General features: G+C 37.9%; 25 protein-coding genes. 2 read left to right on the top strand and 23 right to left on the bottom strand.

The window, feature by feature from the left end:
* Positions 1-83 precede the first annotated feature (83 nt).
* Positions 84-983 (top strand): hypothetical protein, encoded by a 900-nt coding sequence (locus tag ARA78_RS07480; protein ID WP_055271924.1) that lies wholly within the window; start codon positions 84-86, stop codon positions 981-983.
* Positions 984-987: 4 nt separating this feature from the next.
* Positions 988-1,983: a virulence RhuM family protein gene (locus ARA78_RS07485; RefSeq protein ID WP_022215857.1), complete on the top strand. Its 996-nt coding sequence runs from the start codon at positions 988-990 to the stop codon at positions 1,981-1,983.
* 110 nt (positions 1,984-2,093) lie between these two features.
* Here the strand turns inward: ARA78_RS07485 and ARA78_RS07490 are convergent, their stop codons facing one another.
* From ARA78_RS07490 to ARA78_RS07600, 23 genes are all read right to left on the bottom strand, one after another.
* Entirely contained in the window at positions 2,094-2,507 is a 414-nt protein-coding gene (locus tag ARA78_RS07490) for a hypothetical protein (protein WP_022215858.1), read from the bottom strand.
* A 125-nt stretch (positions 2,508-2,632) separates the two neighbouring features.
* On the bottom strand, positions 2,633-3,031 hold the full coding sequence (locus tag ARA78_RS07495) for a hypothetical protein (RefSeq protein ID WP_022215859.1): 399 nt from the start codon (positions 3,029-3,031) through the stop codon (positions 2,633-2,635).
* Between the two features lie 69 nt (positions 3,032-3,100).
* On the bottom strand, positions 3,101-3,286 hold the full coding sequence (locus tag ARA78_RS07500; RefSeq protein WP_156329424.1) for a hypothetical protein: 186 nt from the start codon (positions 3,284-3,286) through the stop codon (positions 3,101-3,103).
* 47 nt (positions 3,287-3,333) lie between these two features.
* Positions 3,334-3,864 carry a CbrC family protein gene (locus ARA78_RS07505; protein ID WP_022215861.1) on the bottom strand — a complete coding sequence of 177 codons (531 nt, stop codon included), beginning with the start codon at positions 3,862-3,864 and terminating at the stop codon, positions 3,334-3,336.
* A gap of 25 nt (positions 3,865-3,889) precedes the next feature.
* Positions 3,890-4,744 (bottom strand): hypothetical protein, encoded by an 855-nt coding sequence (locus ARA78_RS07510; protein WP_172674903.1) that lies wholly within the window; start codon positions 4,742-4,744, stop codon positions 3,890-3,892.
* Positions 4,745-4,815: 71 nt separating this feature from the next.
* Positions 4,816-5,442 (bottom strand): hypothetical protein, encoded by a 627-nt coding sequence (locus ARA78_RS14035; RefSeq protein ID WP_021938294.1) that lies wholly within the window; start codon positions 5,440-5,442, stop codon positions 4,816-4,818.
* Positions 5,443-5,628: 186 nt separating this feature from the next.
* The gene (locus ARA78_RS07520) at positions 5,629-6,483 is read right to left on the bottom strand and encodes a DUF2262 domain-containing protein (RefSeq protein ID WP_055271925.1); all 855 of its coding nucleotides are present in this window, start codon (positions 6,481-6,483) and stop codon (positions 5,629-5,631) included.
* Between the two features lie 24 nt (positions 6,484-6,507).
* A complete protein-coding gene (locus ARA78_RS07525; protein ID WP_022215865.1) occupies positions 6,508-7,065 on the bottom strand; it encodes a hypothetical protein in 558 nt (185 codons plus the stop codon).
* A gap of 66 nt (positions 7,066-7,131) precedes the next feature.
* Entirely contained in the window at positions 7,132-8,154 is a 1,023-nt protein-coding gene (locus tag ARA78_RS07530; RefSeq protein ID WP_021938297.1) for a hypothetical protein, read from the bottom strand.
* Between the two features lie 221 nt (positions 8,155-8,375).
* Entirely contained in the window at positions 8,376-8,705 is a 330-nt protein-coding gene (locus ARA78_RS07535) for a DUF6572 domain-containing protein (protein ID WP_207641796.1), read from the bottom strand.
* Positions 8,706-8,753: 48 nt separating this feature from the next.
* Positions 8,754-9,374, bottom strand: coding sequence for a hypothetical protein (locus ARA78_RS07540; RefSeq protein WP_022215867.1), 621 nt, complete (start codon positions 9,372-9,374; stop codon positions 8,754-8,756).
* A gap of 143 nt (positions 9,375-9,517) precedes the next feature.
* Positions 9,518-9,919 carry a hypothetical protein gene (locus ARA78_RS07545; RefSeq protein ID WP_172674905.1) on the bottom strand — a complete coding sequence of 134 codons (402 nt, stop codon included), beginning with the start codon at positions 9,917-9,919 and terminating at the stop codon, positions 9,518-9,520.
* Positions 9,920-9,995: 76 nt separating this feature from the next.
* On the bottom strand, positions 9,996-10,301 hold the full coding sequence (locus ARA78_RS14095; RefSeq protein ID WP_055145169.1) for a hypothetical protein: 306 nt from the start codon (positions 10,299-10,301) through the stop codon (positions 9,996-9,998).
* A gap of 104 nt (positions 10,302-10,405) precedes the next feature.
* Positions 10,406-10,792: a DUF6572 domain-containing protein gene (locus ARA78_RS07555; RefSeq protein ID WP_022215869.1), complete on the bottom strand. Its 387-nt coding sequence runs from the start codon at positions 10,790-10,792 to the stop codon at positions 10,406-10,408.
* 185 nt (positions 10,793-10,977) lie between these two features.
* A complete protein-coding gene (locus ARA78_RS07560) occupies positions 10,978-11,472 on the bottom strand; it encodes a hypothetical protein (RefSeq protein WP_055145163.1) in 495 nt (164 codons plus the stop codon).
* Positions 11,473-11,574: 102 nt separating this feature from the next.
* Positions 11,575-12,234 carry a suppressor of fused domain protein gene (locus ARA78_RS07565; RefSeq protein WP_055271927.1) on the bottom strand — a complete coding sequence of 220 codons (660 nt, stop codon included), beginning with the start codon at positions 12,232-12,234 and terminating at the stop codon, positions 11,575-11,577.
* Between the two features lie 144 nt (positions 12,235-12,378).
* A complete protein-coding gene (locus tag ARA78_RS07570; RefSeq protein WP_172674906.1) occupies positions 12,379-12,858 on the bottom strand; it encodes a hypothetical protein in 480 nt (159 codons plus the stop codon).
* Entirely contained in the window at positions 12,848-14,032 is a 1,185-nt protein-coding gene (locus ARA78_RS07575) for a relaxase/mobilization nuclease domain-containing protein (protein WP_055280320.1), read from the bottom strand. The genes ARA78_RS07570 and ARA78_RS07575 overlap by 11 nt, the downstream gene beginning before the upstream one ends.
* On the bottom strand, positions 14,032-14,424 hold the full coding sequence (locus ARA78_RS07580) for a plasmid mobilization protein (RefSeq protein WP_055145155.1): 393 nt from the start codon (positions 14,422-14,424) through the stop codon (positions 14,032-14,034). Before ARA78_RS07580 ends, ARA78_RS07575 begins: the two co-directional genes overlap by 1 nt.
* A gap of 770 nt (positions 14,425-15,194) precedes the next feature.
* Positions 15,195-15,737 (bottom strand): hypothetical protein, encoded by a 543-nt coding sequence (locus tag ARA78_RS07585; RefSeq protein ID WP_055271929.1) that lies wholly within the window; start codon positions 15,735-15,737, stop codon positions 15,195-15,197.
* A gap of 9 nt (positions 15,738-15,746) precedes the next feature.
* The gene (locus tag ARA78_RS07590) at positions 15,747-16,760 is read right to left on the bottom strand and encodes a ParM/StbA family protein (RefSeq protein WP_055145149.1); all 1,014 of its coding nucleotides are present in this window, start codon (positions 16,758-16,760) and stop codon (positions 15,747-15,749) included.
* The gene (locus tag ARA78_RS07595) at positions 16,732-17,124 is read right to left on the bottom strand and encodes a TnpV protein (RefSeq protein ID WP_022216209.1); all 393 of its coding nucleotides are present in this window, start codon (positions 17,122-17,124) and stop codon (positions 16,732-16,734) included. The genes ARA78_RS07590 and ARA78_RS07595 overlap by 29 nt, the downstream gene beginning before the upstream one ends.
* Positions 17,125-17,136: 12 nt before the next feature.
* A complete protein-coding gene (locus ARA78_RS07600) occupies positions 17,137-18,117 on the bottom strand; it encodes a ParB/RepB/Spo0J family partition protein (protein WP_055145747.1) in 981 nt (326 codons plus the stop codon).
* Between the last annotated feature and the right edge of the window lie 268 nt (positions 18,118-18,385).

Here is an 18,385-nt window from a genome sequence, read left to right on the forward strand (position 1 = left end):
AATTACATTTCCCTTTATCTGTGCTATGATAGTAATAGTTTTGAATTTTATTCAATTACTTTTATATAGAAACGAGGAAGTATATGATGAATTTATTTGCAAACTCCAGTTCCAACTGGGTAAAATATGATAAATACGAATGGAAAAAGGCAGACAATGGAACTCTCTATATCACTCCCACAGAGGATGCAAAGCCATCCCTTTACAATCCGGTTAAAGAATATCAGGATATGGTTCTGGCTGCCATTAACATAGGCACTCTTGCCATGAAGGAAGAACCGAAAGAATCCCTTCAGGCTTCTATTATTGATTTTGCCTGCAATTATGGTTTGCTCGGACTTATGACCGCATTACCTACCACACCGGAGTTTATTACATATGAAGCAGTATATTTACCAAAGAACCATTTTATCAGGGAAGAAAGTCTTAGCACAGAAAAGTACCTGTCCTACTTTTTTCCTTTTGATAATATTGATTTTGTAAAGCATGGTGTTGAATCTTCATGGAGTACTGACAGTTCGGAAATGATTGCATTGATTATGGCGATGAAGAACAAACCGCAGGCAGTTCTTATGAGCTTTCAGAAAGAATATGCAGAACGCTATGACTGGCTTGTGACAGTATTCAGAGATTGGGCATTTACCTTTTTCTCAAGTTTTCTGTATTATCAGGATTATGACCGGTTAGATGAAAACGAAAGAAATCTGTACCGACAGGGAATGGCTGTATTTGGCGGTATTGCACCAACTTATCACATAGAACTGCTGGACAAACCTACTATTGTGTGGGAATTCCACTCATTACTGCTTGGTATCCAAATGATGTTTTCATTTATGCTTACCGATGATAACTCTACTCTGAAAGTATGCAAGCACTGTGGCAGTGCCTTTGTAGCAACCAGAAGCAATATGGAATTCTGCTCTCCTCAATGCAAGAACCAGTACAATGTGTATAAGAGCAGGGCGAAGAAAAAGGAGGATTAAGTCTATGAATAACTCAAATATCATTATGTACACAACCGAAGACGGACTGACCAAGATAGAGACAACTTTTGAAGATGATACAGTATGGCTGTCACTTGACCAGATGGCTGAATTGTTTCAGCGTGATAAATCAACCATATCCCGCCACATCAAAAAAATCTTTGAAGAAGGGGAATTACAGCGAAATTCAGTTGTTGCAAATTTTGCAACAACTGCCGCAGACGGTAAAATCTACAATGTAGATCACTATAACCTTGATGTCATCATCTCCGTTGGATACCGTGTAAAATCCCATCGTGGTACACAGTTTCGTATCTGGGCTATGGGAATTTTAAAGGAATATATGAAAAAAGGATTTGCTCTGGATGATGATCGCTTAAAACGATTGGGTGGCGGCAATTACTTTGATGAACTGCTTGCCCGTATCAGAGACATCCGTTCTTCTGAAAAAGTATTTTGGAGAAAAGTGTTAGAAATCTATGCGACCAGTATCGATTATGATCCTCATGCTGAAGCCTCTGTCCAATTTTTCAAGCAAGTTCAGAACAAAATGCACTGGGCAGCCCACAAACACACCGCTGCTGAAGTAATCTATCAGCGTGCTGATGCAGAAAAGGAAAATATGGGACTTACTTCATGGAGTGGTGATACCATACATCGTTCTGATGTGGAAGTTGCCAAAAACTATCTCTCGGAAGCAGAACTGGATGCCCTAAACAAAATCGTTACTGCGTACCTTGACATTGCCGAAGTCCATGCCCTTAATCAGGAGCCTATGTATATGAAGGACTGGCTGGAAACCATTGACGATTACTTGAAAATGACCAGAAGGGATATACTTACCACCAGCGGTCATGTCAGCCATAAACAGGCTATCGAAAAGGCTCATGCTGAATATGATAAATATAAAAACCGACTGGAGGATAGCCTTTCTCCGGTGGAGAGAGATTTTATTAAAAACATTGGAACCTTGGAAATGATTGCGGATTCGCAATCATAATTCGAAAGGTGGATTGCCCCACACTCATTTTAGGGCAATCCATCTCATTTCTCTGTATCCTTTCAATTTTCCACGATTTATCAACCTCAAATAAATGCGTGCTTATTTAATCATACTTTAAACGAATCTATCCACTTCTGGGCTTCTATTCCTGGATCATAATCTTCAAGTGCACTCAATTCTTCCCCATATCTATAATTTGAATCAAATGCACCGGAAGCAACATTATATACATACCTAAATTCTTGAGGCATAGGCATATCGTATTCTTTACATATATCTTCAAGTTCAGGTATAATTTCATCCTCTATCACATCAAATATCTCTAATATATCTTTATCCGATATACCCGCTTCAAGATTACCAAGTATTGAGCCTTTTACTCCGAAGGCACATGTTTCCATTGCTGACCATTCATCCGATTGAATGAAAACATATATTGTATCTACATTATCACCTATAACCTCTAAAAACATTGATATTATTTCTGATTGTTTTTCTGTAAATGCATCTTCAAAAATCATAATTGCCCCTTCAGCAAATTTAGAATTTCAGCTTTCCCTTACCAAGTAAGACAAAGTCTGTTCCCTTTGTCATCATATTCTGTATTCCAATAATGCGGAGCATTCACTTTCGTATAAATTAAAGCCTACTCCCATATTATTTTTGTCCTGCCTATACTTTTTTCCGGTGCAAAATAGAATTTTACAAAATCGCCTTCCTTTACGTTGTGTTCTTCCTGTTCTGATTTTGTTATTGCTACATCTGCAATTGTAATTTTATTATATTCATTATTTTGCAGTACCTCGTTAAACCATAATAGCCTTATGTCTATTTTATTTCCTTTATCCTTCATTTTCGCTACCATTGCTTTTTGTACCCATGCATTTTTCTCAACAAAATTCACTTCTGTTGACATTAAAATATTTCTCTGCTCCTCTGTTAATTTAGAAACCATATCTATGCGTTCTTTACTGTCTTTTCCTGCCACTATAAAAACTACGGCAATAAAAATAACTACTACAACTGCTACAATTAAGTATGGCATAAAACATTCCTCCTGCTTAATTCCATTTCCAAGCTTTAATAACCTGAATAAAGGAAATTTCATTTTCCCTTATTTTAACACATCAATTACAGATATTCTATCCTCAAAACTTGTAAATTTTATCTTTTCATAAAATTCTGCTTCATCGAATCCGAACAAATTCTCTGAATTCTCATATTCTTCATCCGTCGGTTCTATGATGAATGCAGGAGTCAATGACACCCCTTTTAGGAATTCATCTTTTATTCTAAGCATAGTCACGCACCCTTTTTTGTCATTCTTACCTAACTCCATTGCTTCCCTTAATCACAATCAACATTCAATCTAAATTTTCCACAATGAATACATCTGAACAAATATCCAGCCAGGGAACCGCCCTTTTCTAACATTTCATTATCAAAGTCCATTCCCTCTACTTTTTTGTATTCTTCAATAATACTTACTAAATTCATCTCTTTTAATTCCGCATATCCTACATCACCTAAATACTCACAATAGTCATCGCAACATGCCAACCAATATTCGCCTTGCCAAGAACAATATCCCGGTGTTCGCCTAAACAATTCAGTCCTTTTCTCCTCATCTGATATTTCCTCTGCGTATTGGATAAATTCACCATCATACTTTTCTGCTGCCTTACCATTTGCCACACATTCCATGCAAATACAATCCACTTCTCCACTGCAGTACATAGTTGACACATACACATCTGTTTTGTTGCCACAACACTGGCATACATTATTATCGAACTGAACTGCATCTAAAACTTTTTCTTTATCGTAAACATTAGGATGATATTTAAATTTGGGTAATTTCAAAGAATTATCATTCATTTTTGTATCCTCTTCATCTTCACAACTACATCAACTCCGGACAGTTCTCTACATACTCAGAAAACAGACCCCCACCAATCTCATAATCTCTTAATGCAACTTCCTTGCTACTCATAACCTCAGGGTTCAGTTCGTCAGGCAGAATACAAAGCAGACATTCTTCATCCGACATCGGTAAGTCATATTTGGAAATGCCGTACTTTTCATTAAAAACCCTGCCATTTACCACATAAATTTTCAGATGCTCATTCATAAGCAAGCGCTTCTGATTTAATGTTTCACTATAAAATCGGTTATATAAAAAATCAAGCATCTCGTCACTTGGCTTTGAAAAGTAGCAAAGTGCAGTCTGGGAATTGAGCAAATCAAGAAATGCTATATCCTTCACATAAATAAGCTCACACCGTTTTGCACCATCTGGTACTTTGTAAAATGTGCGCTTTACGTGGTTTTTCCACAGACAGTAAATCCAGACATCGACATAAAACAATAAAAATGCCAAAAAAGGTAAACCGAAGTATGTCAGGACACACGTACCACCAATAAACAAAACGATCATAGTTATAATAACAGCCACACCTTTTGCCGAGCCATATATATGTATATACCATTCTTCGATGTATTTGTACCGATAGGATTCTTCTATCTCTGCAGGGTCTTTCATTTTTTTCCTGCATTTAATTACAAAAGGCGACAGAGTTATAATCGCAAAGGCAAGCATTGCCGAAAGTACAATAAATGCATAGCTTACCTGCTCATTTTCCAAATTAAACCAAACATACAGACAATCAACCGCCAATATGAAAAAACCAATGTATTGCCAAAATAAATACGGATGCTTTTTTATGAATTTCATTCTATACTTAAATTCCCTTTCCACTCCAATATACCTATTACAACTTATCCCACACCCAATCGGGTGCTGAATAATGAATATTCAAATTGATAGATTTAACCCCCTGTAACTATGTCGTCCAAATATCTTCCAAACACCATATGCTCATACGAAAACTGCTCCGTATTTTCTGCATTGATATTCAGATCGCCCATAGCGATACATAAAATCTGCGTATCATCATTTACTTTGCAGGCAAATCGCTGATTCCACAGCTTTCCTGTAAGGTAATACAGTTTAAGTTTGCCTTCCGGCAATGCATTCATGCCGATTAACCAGTTGTACAGAATATTGAAAAATTCTTCATCCGGAATAGCTTCCATTCCAATAGTAAGTGCAGATTCCTCGTACAGTTGATTCAGAATCTCTACCTGTTTAACATCTATCTTTTCTATATTTTCCGCTCCCACAGGCACCGAATACAGCAGCTTCATAATACGTTTTTTCCTTAGCAAAGCATATGTAACAGCTGCTCCAAAGCATAAAAAAATTACAAGGAGCATGATAACTCCTGCTTTTACGTTCGCTCCCATCAAGCCAAATGCAGCTATAGTCAAAATGAGACACAAAAAAAATATTGTTCCAAATATCACATCAAAACGTTTCTGATTTTTGTTGTTTCTGTTTCTTGTGTTATAGGCTCTAAACAGGGCATCTTTTATACTCTTGTTAATTGTGTTCATAATCTCACTTACTACTTTCTATCATTATTCTGTTCAAAAAAACTCACCAATTCTTACACAAATAAACGGCTTTCCAATACCATTTGGACATTTCTGTGCTTCAAAAAAGCAATCTATACTTTTGCGAATTTCCTGTGCAAGTTATTTTCTAAAGCCGATTGTTGTACAGATTGCCAAGGCTGTTATCTATCTCATATCCGCACACACCATTTTGCCCTTAGAATCCACATCTACATCAATCTCATGTCCGCCAAATACATAGCCATCATCATATCCTATAGTATAGGAACCATTTTGATTCACAAAGATGTATTTCATGCGTTCTTTTAATGCGTTTGCAAATTCTTCCGGTGTAGAAAAATGAATTTCACATTCATCTTCATAGTCTTCCAAGCACTCCAAAGCAGCGTCATACAATGCTTCATCAGCTGCAATATATTCTCTAAATGCTTCATCTCTTGACACAATATGCTCCACAAAATCTCTTGCAACAGCCAAAGGCTTTTTCCAGGTTGCTTTACTGCTCCACTCTACCTCAATATAAATCGTAATATCATTACCTAAAAAATGATACGTTCCTTCAAACAGCCCTTCTGATTTCTCTAACACCAATTTCCCCAAAACATCATCTTCTAAAACAATCGGTGCCAGATATTTTTCCTGCTTTTTATCAAGCTTTGTTCCGGATACATTTTCTTCTAATACCTCTTTTACATACAAAAATGCAAGTTCCCCAAAGGTACTATACTGTAATCTTCCCAAAACCTTATAAATCACACCATCTTTAAATCTGTTAAAATATTCGCTGTTTTCATTCTGTGCCTCATACTCCTGATTTGATATAGGCCATGTCATAATCTTTATCTTCTTTACCACACAATCAGCATTTATATCATATATTGCAACAGCAGAACATGTAATAATATGATACTTTTCATTCTTGCTCAAACGTGAAGAACCACCGTTTCCAACAAGGACATAATACAAGCTCTCCTCGCCATCAAATTTATTATCTTTCTGATAGATTCCATTCATATCCATACACATTCCTCCTACTTAATTCCCTTACCAAGCAAGGCAAAGTCTATTCTCTTTGTCATCATATTCTGCATTCCAATAATGCGGGTCATTTACTTCCATATAAGTTATACCCGGGATATCCGTCCTAACCTTCGTCTTTAGTGTCTTATTTAGAAAAATAAATGTTGTTTCATCACTATCACTGAAACGACCTCTATAGGTTTCACGTATTGTATTTCCAGCCTCAAGCTCTGCCAGCAAAATATCATATAGTTTACTATGAGATTTTTTAAATCTCCGGATATTATTCCATTCATAAAGAAGCTTCTTAAGATCTTCGGTACTTACGCAAAGAGGCTCGTAATCGTCAACCAAATAACATGTTATAACGGTAATTTCCTTTTCTATGTCCGCAGAAAAAACATTTCCAGCCGTATTATATATTTCAGCTTCACCGTCAATCACTATGTCTACACTTCTTTCCATCAAATCCGGAAAATCAATAAGACAGCCAAGCAGTGCTTCATACTCATTCGAAAGAGCAGGGCGAATTATTTTGTTTCCATCATCAAAGGTTTGCACATCATATGTATGTTGAATCAATTTCTTCTTTCTCCTATCACATTTCTTTGGCACAGGCTCAATATATAAACTTCAAAATGTCACGTGCTACATACTTTCTTTAATTTCTCCATACCAGCTCATCAATTCTGACACAGGGGATATTCCACTTTTGGTATAGTCATCATAACGATAGGACGCATCAAATTTATGAGTTGCAACATCAAACTCCAGCTTATATTCATTCGGACATTTTTGTTGGTACATATCACACAACTCAACTAGCTTACTAATATCTTTTGTTCCAATTGATAAAAATTCATCAGAGGCTTCATCATCAGCAAAATTACCGGCAGGTATGACCCTATCTCCTTTGACAAAAATAGCATTGAACATTTTCTGTGATGCATCCTGATAAATATAGATATATATTTTATCAACGCATCCGCCCGTATATTCCATACACAGAGAAACAAATTCTGACTGTAAATCAGTGAACGCATCTTCAAAAACCATATCAACATCTCCTTCATTAGCCGCAAAGCCTGTACATCTTATCTTTTCATTAAATTCTGCTTCATCGAATCTGAACAAATTCTCTGAAATTTCATATTCTTCATCCATCGGTTCTATGATGAATGCAGGAGTCAATGAGACTCCTTTTAGGAATTTTTCATATACCATTCTGTTATCCAAATCAAGATGTTCAGATTGTAAAAAATCATTTATAAGCTCCGATGTATTCGAACCGTATTCATCTCTCTGGTAATCTTCTATAAACTCCTCAAAACCATCAAATACTTTTTTCGTAATTGGAATATATTTGTACCATAATAGTATATTTATAAAATCATCTACAGAAGCTGCGATATATCCGGCTCCACCTTCCGAATCAATCATGGAAACATATTGATTATCCACCAATACACATACTCCACCATCACCATCACTGGCAAATGGAATAAGTTCATAATTCTGTTTACAGCCACCCTCCATTAGAGATTCCAAGTCATCCTGTAATTCGTTAGGTTTCCATATTTCCAATCCACATTTCCAATATATTTCATCCTTAAGCTCGGTGCTATTATTTATCCTGTCCAAGTAGTAAAATAGTTTTTCTTTCTGTGTCATTTTTCAATCCTCCTTTTCTGCTGCAAAATCTACTGCTTAAATGCGAAAGTTTCTTATTTTTTAGACTTCAAATGAGCAGAGTACAACATATCCAAAAACAAAGAAAATGAATCCGCAATCTAAATTATAGCAAATCCGATGCTATATATTTTGAATCGCAAAGCTTTCTCCTATTCCATCCTTTTGCGTATTTCCCTTGCATTTTCCATATCCTGAACCAATTAATATAAGCCATTTTTCATGGGAATAGACAGCCTCTTGGAAATCCGGATACCTCGCATAATCGTCTCTTTTATTTTGTTGAGAATAAACTCAACCTCTTCAGTAGGCTTGTGACAAAAAATAACTTTTATATTTGGAGTCTTGCCACTTCCACCGAAGTCTTCGTATATCTGCCCCGATGCAATATAGTCTAAATAATCGTTTACTTTGTCCTGAAGAACCTCTAAGTGCGCTTTTAATATCTCTGAATCCCATGGAATGTGATCACTAATGCATACTGTAACTTTGTCATCGTCTTCATGACCAAAATCTACAACATTTCTATCCAATACAGACATCTTTATCAACCACCACCTACTTTTTTATTGCCAACCTATTCATTGAAGGTAAATATCATTATCCACAATATACTTCAAATTACACCGATTTAGCATCCACGTCTTATTCCTTGCTCCATTTTGATATTGAACAATCTGCTCTTTTACCTCATCTGACAGTCCAACATATATTTGATGTGCTTTATCCTTAATTGCTTCCTGTCCTAAATGTTCTGCTATAAAATCAAGATGTACATCATACTTTTCAAACCCTTCAAAGAAGAGATATTGTACAGCCGAATGATAATTATTTTCAAATCTATGTACTAAGTCCATTGCTGTCTCTTGAAATCGTTTTTCTAATATATTCCTTGTTTCAAGCAACCTGCTTTCCGTTGATATATCATACCAATATCCATTCTCTGGCTGGTAACTCATAGATGCCACAACATTATCGACTGGTAATTTTCCATACGTTTTATAGATAAGTCTCAACTCTGCATTTATCTCGATGCTTTGACCGGATTCATTCCATTTTGAAGAAAAGAAATTAATTTCAAACACAATATCTTTCACGGTCTTCTTTAACACACCACTTTTAAGATACTTGAAACCAGTTATCTCCGACAGCTCCTGAATTAATCTTGTTTTTGCTTCTGCAACATTTAACATATCTTCCATCTTCTTCTCCTTAGTATTTTAACACCAACATTAAGACAGTTCTATTACAACTATCTATAAAATACTCGTATATCAATTCAGACAACGCATCCCTGCCAAGCTTAATAATCCGGCATTCATTTTCTTTCATTTCAACCATCTAGTCACAGTACATTTTCGTCTACATGTTTTTTTAATGCTTCTGAAAAATCCTCTAATAGATTTATCCAGTCGCCATATTCAATGCCGGCAATATGTAAATCTCCCCATGCCCGAATATGACAGTTACATACCATTCTACGTATAAGTTTCTCATCACACACATGCATATGCTCATATTGTTTCAGAAAATCATCTACTTCCTTCCATTGAGCATGATTACTCTCCTTTAACAAATCTCTTATTCGCATTGCCATAGTTTTTAGATTTGATTCCACATTTGCCTCCTCTGAACCTAACCATTCTCCGTAAAACCATATATATGATTTTTCATACCAATCTTCATCATGAAGCTCTTCCATATATCCTATCTCTGGTAACTTTGTCACGATTGCATTATCCTTCAAATAGTAATATTCACTTTTATCTGCCAGATCCAGGTATTTTTTCAAGTTCGACTAATACATTAACTAAGATATTATTTTAATCAATTTTTATAAAATATTTTTCATTACTATATTTGTCGTTATCCGATTCGATATACAAAAAAATTTCATCTTCGGATTCCCATTCAACCTTAAAGTATACTGTTTCATTATATCCTGGTTTATTTGTTTCGAAAACCAATGTATCATCTTTAAAAATATATGGACGACTTACATAGTCATATCGTAGAGTTATAGAATAGTTACCACTAGGTGAATATATAACTTCATCTCTACTTGTTTCATATTCAATTTCACTTGTCGTACATCCGGTTAATACAAATAATACTAATATACATAACACAGCGTTTTTTTCACCAGTTCTACCTCCAGTTCTGAGCTATAATTATATTTCGTACGGTCCATATACTATATTCTCATCCCACATCTTAGCAAACACACACTCCCTTAAAAGGATCCTTGTCCATATATTTCGCCTTCTTTAATTTCTCCATTCTCTACTATCATCTCCACATTTTCAAACACGTTCATAAACACATGCTTTGCTTTTTCTAAAAGCCTATGGCACAGCTTCGGTTCCTCAAACAGAAAGCTTACACGCAATTCTATCCTTCTAACATTTGGATACTTTTCCTCATATTGTCCTGAATCTATGTACCAAATATATGTATTGAGTTTCTCCTGCAATAACAATAAATGTCGATTTATATCTGACCAGTCCATTCCATCTGCAAGAAGAAGTATCAAGCTGGAAGTATCCTGTTCATATGCCATGCCATCAATGGTGTCTGTGTTTTCAATATTCAACTTCTCATCGTTATTATCTAACTCCATAGCTTCTCCTATTCCATCCTTTTGCGTATTTCCCTTGCATTATCCTTCAAATAATAATATTCGCTTTCATCCGCCAAATCCAGGTACTTTTCCAGCTCGGTTGAATGAATCATATGCAGTACATGAAGCACCATTATTTTCTGATGCTCATGCCCAAAAGCATCATCCTTATATTTATCTCTCCATCAAAATTCTATTGCGTGCTCTTCTGCTTTGTCCGGATGGATATATGCTAATGACTTTAGTGCCATACGCTGTGTATACTCATCATCAACCTGCAGGAAATCGAAGATTAAAGCTTTTATTTCATCCTTGCCATGATAATCCTTTAGACTCTCTTCAAACTGCCACTTTGCATTTATATATTCAGTAAACAGCACCTTTTCACACAGTAAAGCATACCAATCAGGATATTTTAATAACACCTCTATAATACGACTGCATTCATTATCTCTAGCAATTCCAAACAAGATATCATCAAGCATTTGCTCCGTAGCCTCATCGCAGGATGTATATTCTATTATTTCGAGAATAACCTTATACATATCATCAAATTTATCTAATCCGATTCCCCATTCCCCGTTATCATTTCTTTCGCTCCAGTTGGGATATTTTTTATCTGCTTCTTTGACAAATTGGGCAACTGCTCTATGTAGTTTTCTTTCATAATCAGCAGACATAATGTACCCCTTTCATTTACCGATAACTTTTCATAAATGACCTGCTATTGCACGTTTCATAATGTTCACATCATTTTTACAGCAGATCTATCATATACAAAATTATACTAGGTAAGATTTCTTTCTTCCTAAATCTGTCACAAGGTAAGGATTATCCTTTTTCATGGCATCAACAAGCGGCTTAACTTTAGTCGGATCTGCCTTAAGCATTTCATACTCTTCACTGGTTATACCTACGAATTGTAGGAAATCAACGCGACCATATATTGTATCAATTCCCGGCACCTCTGTATCCTCTACTGCAAGGATGGCTGTAATCAGTGAGTCTGCACCTACTTTTATAGGGGTTCCCATATTTGACATAAAATGTCCGGGCTCAAACCAGCTTTCCTTTGTATAGGTGTATCTTCCAAGATTTCCAAGGAAATTTATCGCCCACATACAATCATCATCATTATCCGCTTTCAGTTTAAAAGTCATCTCGTACCCCCAGCGACTATATTTTCCACCAAAAGCTTCCTCATCAGCATAAAGCTCTGTCATGCCAAAGGTTACAATATGCCGGTGTCCATGTGGCGACTTGTAAATTGAATATCCATCAATATATTCCGAACCGCCAAACATTGCTCTTGCCTCAATATTAGTTCCATAATGATTTGGCTCCTGACCAGGATAACATTTAGCAAATGCTTCCTCAATGGCATCCCATCCAGGTGCATATTCTTCATCCTTAACCTTCTCTCTGAATTCTTCTATAGTCATTTCTTTTTCCCCCCATACAATCATGAAACTTCAAATTAATTAAGCATGAATTTCCACATACTCATATTTATTATAACTTAATATCTGCTATTCACAATCTGAAATCCTATCAATTTACCATCCTCTAACAAGGGTTAGGAGCGATTATCTCGCTCCTCTGCTTCTATCTACAGTTCTGGCTTCCTCGACCTTATGACAACGATTGCGGTAATCATACTCTTCCCGAAACTCATCATAAATTTCCATCTTGTACTGAATACTTGCAAGCTTAGCACCCACATAACCCAAACGTTCTTTAAATGCTTTAAACTCTGCTTCAAAATCATCCGTAGGTGCGGGAAGGATTCTTGCACGCTCCTCCAAAGAAAGTTCAGTGTAATCAATCTGCTCAGATTTCTCTGCTTTTACTACAACATCCACGATTTGCTCCTCAGCCTTCGATTCCTGTGACACTGCATCCGTTTCATAAAAATCAGCAACAACTTCTTCCACACTTATATCATTTATCTCAACCACAGATTCTTCATTCTCCGCAACCACTTCGTCAATAACAGGAGTCTCCGTATATGATGAAACAGCCTCTTCTCTCTTAGCCTGCTTTTCCTGCATTGCTTCAAATTCCACTCTGGTCATAATCGGTGTAGAAATCATTTCTGCTTGTAGCTGTTTTCCAGTCCACTATTTCCTGACCTTCCAGATAGTCCAGATAAGCATTATTCCACTCTTTTCTGTCCATTTCATCCAGATAAAGATTGAATCTACGGCTATTGCGTTCAGCCACACGATTTCTTATGGCTGATATCCCTTCCCTCTTTTTCAGTTCTTCTGCCTGTTTTCGCTTCTTCTCCTGCTCTGACTGAATCAATGCCTCAATCTCTGCTTCCATCTGCTTCATGGCAAGGTCTTTTGCTTCCCTTTCTGCAACAAAACCTCTAATCCTGTCCGCAAGCTCTGCCTTTCCGTACCCTTCTCCCAGCTTATTACCTCGGATTCCTTTCTTCATATCCGGCATGGCAAAAGTCACAGTTTTATTCGTAACTCTAATCGTCCAGTGGTAAATTGCACGCAGATACTCTATCAGCTGTTCAAATGAATTTACCGTCGGCAGAATCTTGTCAATGGTATTTCTTATAAGTTCCCGGTCGGAAGTAACTCCCACACCGTCTGATGCATTCTTATCCATAAGGCGTTTTTCCACCCAGTAATTATCCTTATGCTTTCTGGCAAGTAAATCCGCCTGCCCCAATCCCAGACGGATACACTTATCCATTACCCACTTTTTTGCATGATACATCATCTTACCAGTGCTTTTATGCTTACAGCACTGCTTCCACTCGCATGGTTTATCGTGCCATATGCTTTTCCTGCCGGGGAATTTCCGCACGGAATTAATAACCATGTGAATGTGCATATTCCGGCTGTTATTATGACCGTCTGGATGCACTGCAACTACTGCCTGATGCCCCGGAGCAAACTCTGCAAGCCACTTCTTTCCAAACTCCATTGCCTGTTCCATTGTAATATCATCCTCCGGTTCAAAGCTGATAATATAATGATGTGCCTTTACATCATTCACAGAATTGTTCTTTCCATAAAATCTGTTGGTTTCAATACACTCTGCACCAAAACTGTCCACATCACAATTCACGCCATCAATCAGATAGTTTTCACGCTCCATAATCCTGCCCTTTCCATCCAGAATGGGCTTATTAGTATATTCATCAAACTGACAGGTCAGATACTCCACTGCATCAGAATAAAATCTGTTCTTTACTGAAATATGCTTCAATATCGCCATTAGCTCTCACCATCCTTTCCGCTTTTACGCCTGCGTTTTTTACCACAAGCCACATCTTCCAATGCCGGCAGAATCTTAAACTTCAAATCAAGCAGCTCCCTTACGGCTTCCTTTACTTCATAATAAACGCTGCAAAAATCGCCACCACCATTCAAATGCTTTGCTATCTGATTCAGATTCGAGCCAATCTTTCCAAGCTGCATGGAATACTCCCTTAAAAGACCGGTATCTCCATAGCAAGGCAGTTTCCTGCCCAAAGCACATCGTCTCATATATTCTGAAGTGGTAAGCCCGGTTTTTCTCGCTTTTTCCTCAATCAGTTCCTTATCCTCTGCGGAAATACGCATAGACATTAAAGCCATATTCTCTTTCTTTTTATCTGTCTTTCCCATACAAAACCTCCAATCTGACAAAACAAAAAGCAGGCAATTTCTCACCTGCTTCTCATGTCCTAAAACTGTTATATTGTTAATTGCTACTCCTGTAGAAATAATAATGCTGCCGTATACGGCAGATGCTTTTCGCCGTCGCTTTCGCTCCTCCCTCTGGTCTACGCTCACTCCCCTATGGTCGCTCACGGATACACTCGCACGGCTCGTGAATATCTCCTACTGAAATTTCTAGCGGCTCGCAAGCTCACAGTAAACTGTTCGCTGTCGCGGCAGTCGCCAAATGAGAATGCAAGCATTCTCGCTTGGCTCGTTGCCCGCGCATATATCTGCTCGCCGGTTATATAGAAATCTGTCATACACCCGTCTTACAGAAAATCCACCAAACACGCTTTCCATATGAAATCCTGCTACAGCTCTGCGCATCATTTCTAAAAGAAATCCTATTTCCACTGATGCGTGCCGACCTAAGTCGGCACAAGCTCCGGATACGTCGCATAAGGTAGAGCAAGTTCCGCCCTGTATATACACGGGCAGGAACTTGTTGGGGATTTGGCATCCCCAAGCCCCAGCTTCTTTCGCCTTGCGGTCAAAAAAATAAAGCCTGCAAGCAGACTTTATTTTATGCCGAAGGCTTAGCCGGCTCCGTAAGAAACTCATATGACACTTTTTCCCATAGAAAAAGGTCTGTTCTACAAATAAGGCAAATGTGTATTACATCGCACCTTTTTGTAAGACAGTCCGTCATACGCTCTTTTCTTACGCTGTCCGTCTTAATCATCATCCATATCAAACAGATTACCCAGCTTACTCTTCGTGTCATTATCCATACCATTGAAATCATCTGTTTTCAACTCATCATCAGGCACCTGTGTCTCAGTCGTAGATGACACCATGTTGGGAACATTAGTTGACATACCATTCACTGGTACTTTCATACCGATAACAGTAGAATTCATATATCCTCCGGTTAAAGGCTGTGTCCCCTGCATCAAATTCATGGTACCCATATTCATCTGTTGCATCATGGCTCCCATCACTCCTGCAAAGGTATTATTTGCCACATTCTGTGATGTTTCCTGCACAACCTTTGCAAATTCCTCCGCTGCTTTATGAATTGCTTCGTCCATCCACTGGGTAGCTTCCTTTTCTTTGACACCTTTTTCCTCCTGCACCATAGCAGTAATTAATGCCTGCTTGATGAGCTCTGTCTGATTCATATATCCCGGCTGGCTGGATTTTTCTTCCAGCCATGCAAGGATTTTTCTGTCACTTGCACATTTCGGATTTAGCCGAAAGGATATTGAATTTCCCATAGGTACCTCCTATCCCAGATTATCAGCAAGATAACGATAACCAATTGCATTTGCCTTCACATCCGTTACATACTGGATATTTCTACCCTTTGTTCTACCAAAACGCTTCATCACACATGCACCACCGCCCACATACACAATATTCTCATGGGCAAGGTCTACCTTAATCTCACGAAGCTTTGCTTCCACATCGTCAGCATACTGCTGCAATCCCTTTTCAATAAATGGAATAAAATCAGCATTTACATTGGACTGTTTTCCACGGATAACATCAATAATATCATCCTCCGGAATTTCACAGCGAAGTGTAGGTAAGGCATCCTTTTTAATACGCTCAATGGTGGTAATCAGTCCCAGCTCATAGGTGTAAGCGTCCTTATCCATAGGAATTTTATCTCTGACACTAAGCACATCCAGTGTCCAAGAACCCAAATCCACACATCTGAGTCTGTCCATATCTCCCATACGGTTTGCAATAGCCGCATAACACTGGGCATAAATCTTAACCTTATCCATATAAAAAGAATAATGCACTCCCTCAAAGTTAAAAGAAATGCGTTCCTTATGCCATAGATAATCACGAAACTCCTTACGCTCCGCACCAAACAGGGTAAGTGGCACACCTGCATACAGTTCCACATGCTCTGCCTGTGCCTTACCCTGATACTTAAGCTCCTTGGCAATCCCTGCCAAGGTCAGCAAAAAGTAATTCTCATTCTCGGTCTTAGTTGCCTGCTTTCCAAGTCTGCCCTGACCCACAATATACTTCTTACCCTTATATTCCAAAAGTCCGTGATTGGTCAGTGGCGTATATTCTACAGGCACCACCGAAGTTTCCATAAAAGTATGCTCGCCCTTAATGGAACTCCAGCCGTGATCCAGTGCAATCCTAACAGGTGCCTCAAATGTTTCAGTCATAAATAAATTCTCTCTCATAAAATCCTCTCTTTCTCCCGTTCTTCCGGTCTGCAAATAATTGTTGTTCTGTTCCTTGTTAGTGATACTGGTATACAATCTCTCCATAAATAACCTCCTCCGCAAGCTGTTTAGCCTGCTCTCTTAATTTCCACATTTCCATTGTGGAGTTAGTGTCTTTCGGTTTATGTGATGCCAAATACCTATTCATAATTGAATCCAACATCTCATAAACCTGCTCATTTACTTCCTGTGCCTTACGATGAAGCTGCCCCATACGGATATGGTGGCGGTATCGGTCTATATGATTTTCTTTCATATAAGAAATCCAAATCAGACCATATTTTCCCACATCAGTGATTGTGACGGATAAAGTATTATCCGAACACTCACTAATATTGGGATACAAAATGCCATCCACCGTTCTGTATGTTCCGCCCATAGCTTCAAATATAGATAATTCATTGCTCATCTTAACGACCTCCTATCTTACTTTACCCCGGCTGGTACCAATACCCTTTGTTTTATCAAGTTGCTGTTTTTCATGCCATTCCTTTAAAAGCTGTTCAATCAACGCTGTTTTCTGCTTATGTGTATATCCTTCCGGAAAATACTTCTCCACAGCATCTGCACGCAATTTAATCTGTTCTCTCTGGTTTGGCTTTTCCTGCTCTAATATGAGAAACATTACATCCATATCCAGCTCTCCATACTGACTCATTCGCTTTATACGATTAGCCTGAGATAATGACGGTGTGCATTGCTCCATATCCATAACTTCATAAAGTTCATACTGCTGTTCCTCTGTCAGATAGGAAAGTTCCACCGCAATGGTAAAAGCAATCTTTCCATCATCTACCATATCAAGAAGCTTAGGGATGAGATTGGTAAGACGAATATAACGTGATATTTGCCTTTGACTTTCTCCTGTCTGCATTGCCAATGATTGATTACTTCTTATAATTGCATCTTCGACGCTTTTATCTTGCAACAACATCCATTTTCCATCAGCATCATATCCACCAGCCAATGAATGCGTTTGTAATGTAGGATTTTCTAACTTTTCGCCAACTTGGCAAAAAGTTAAATCAGTCCTCGCCCCCTGCCTCTTCATCGCATCAAGCTTCATCTTATAAGCAAATGCCTTTTCACTTGGTTTCAAATGTTCTCTTTGCAGGTTACTGTCTACCATAGCTATAACTGCCTGATTATCATCAAGTTCTCTGATTACCACAGGCATTACATCAAGACCTGCCCATTTACTGGCAGCCTTTCTTCTATGCCCGGCAATCAGCTCATAGCCGCCTTCTGCTCTCGGTCTTGCCAATGCTGGAACAATGACACCCTCTTTTTCAATACTCTGCATCAGCTCAAAAAGTGCCATATCATTTTCTACCTTAAAGGGATGCCCCTCAAAGTCGTGTAAATCCGCAATGGGAACCATCTTTATATCCGTTTCAGCCATTGCATTGTGGTCTTGTTGCGAACAAGAATACAATTCTTCCTTTTTCTTCATAAATTCAATTACCTCCTAAAAAATACTGTTTGCCAGATAATCTCTGTCAAAACAAAACGAGCCGCTTATTTTCAAAATCACTTGAAAATAAGCGGCTCAAACCTCTTTGTTACCTTATTGAATTGTTAGTTATTATTGATGAAATATGAACGATAGATTTTTGTGTTTCCGAACTACACCTTCACAACCACTTGGACATTTACTCCGTTGGAAATTG

The organism is Coprococcus eutactus (assembly GCF_001404675.1).
Taxonomy (GTDB): Bacteria; Bacillota; Clostridia; order Lachnospirales; family Lachnospiraceae; genus Coprococcus; species Coprococcus aceti.

Excerpts from the sequence above, each read along its gene's own strand:
- ARA78_RS14035 (WP_021938294.1), bottom strand. The coding sequence starts at position 5,442 with ATGAACACAATTAACAAGAGTATAAAAGATGCCCTGTTTAGAGCCTAT.
- ARA78_RS07555 (WP_022215869.1), bottom strand. The coding sequence starts at position 10,792 with ATGGAGTTAGATAATAACGATGAGAAGTTGAATATTGAAAACACAGAC.
- ARA78_RS07590 (WP_055145149.1), bottom strand. The coding sequence starts at position 16,760 with ATGGAGAGATTGTATACCAGTATCACTAACAAGGAACAGAACAACAAT.
- ARA78_RS07560 (WP_055145163.1), bottom strand. The coding sequence starts at position 11,472 with ATGTCTGCTGATTATGAAAGAAAACTACATAGAGCAGTTGCCCAATTT.
- ARA78_RS07595 (WP_022216209.1), bottom strand. The coding sequence starts at position 17,124 with ATGAGCAATGAATTATCTATATTTGAAGCTATGGGCGGAACATACAGA.
- ARA78_RS07530 (WP_021938297.1), bottom strand. The coding sequence starts at position 8,154 with ATGACACAGAAAGAAAAACTATTTTACTACTTGGACAGGATAAATAAT.
- ARA78_RS07505 (WP_022215861.1), bottom strand. The coding sequence starts at position 3,864 with ATGAATGATAATTCTTTGAAATTACCCAAATTTAAATATCATCCTAAT.
- ARA78_RS07585 (WP_055271929.1), bottom strand. The coding sequence starts at position 15,737 with ATGGGAAATTCAATATCCTTTCGGCTAAATCCGAAATGTGCAAGTGAC.
- ARA78_RS07490 (WP_022215858.1), bottom strand. The coding sequence starts at position 2,507 with ATGATTTTTGAAGATGCATTTACAGAAAAACAATCAGAAATAATATCA.
- ARA78_RS07520 (WP_055271925.1), bottom strand. The coding sequence starts at position 6,483 with ATGGATATGAATGGAATCTATCAGAAAGATAATAAATTTGATGGCGAG.
- ARA78_RS07495 (WP_022215859.1), bottom strand. The coding sequence starts at position 3,031 with ATGCCATACTTAATTGTAGCAGTTGTAGTAGTTATTTTTATTGCCGTA.
- ARA78_RS07600 (WP_055145747.1), bottom strand. The coding sequence starts at position 18,117 with ATGGCTGAAACGGATATAAAGATGGTTCCCATTGCGGATTTACACGAC.
- ARA78_RS07540 (WP_022215867.1), bottom strand. The coding sequence starts at position 9,374 with ATGGAAGATATGTTAAATGTTGCAGAAGCAAAAACAAGATTAATTCAG.
- ARA78_RS07575 (WP_055280320.1), bottom strand. The coding sequence starts at position 14,032 with ATGGCGATATTGAAGCATATTTCAGTAAAGAACAGATTTTATTCTGAT.
- ARA78_RS07480 (WP_055271924.1), top strand. The coding sequence starts at position 84 with ATGATGAATTTATTTGCAAACTCCAGTTCCAACTGGGTAAAATATGAT.
- ARA78_RS07500 (WP_156329424.1), bottom strand. The coding sequence starts at position 3,286 with ATGCTTAGAATAAAAGATGAATTCCTAAAAGGGGTGTCATTGACTCCT.
- ARA78_RS07565 (WP_055271927.1), bottom strand. The coding sequence starts at position 12,234 with ATGACTATAGAAGAATTCAGAGAGAAGGTTAAGGATGAAGAATATGCA.
- ARA78_RS07485 (WP_022215857.1), top strand. The coding sequence starts at position 988 with ATGAATAACTCAAATATCATTATGTACACAACCGAAGACGGACTGACC.
- ARA78_RS07580 (WP_055145155.1), bottom strand. The coding sequence starts at position 14,424 with ATGGGAAAGACAGATAAAAAGAAAGAGAATATGGCTTTAATGTCTATG.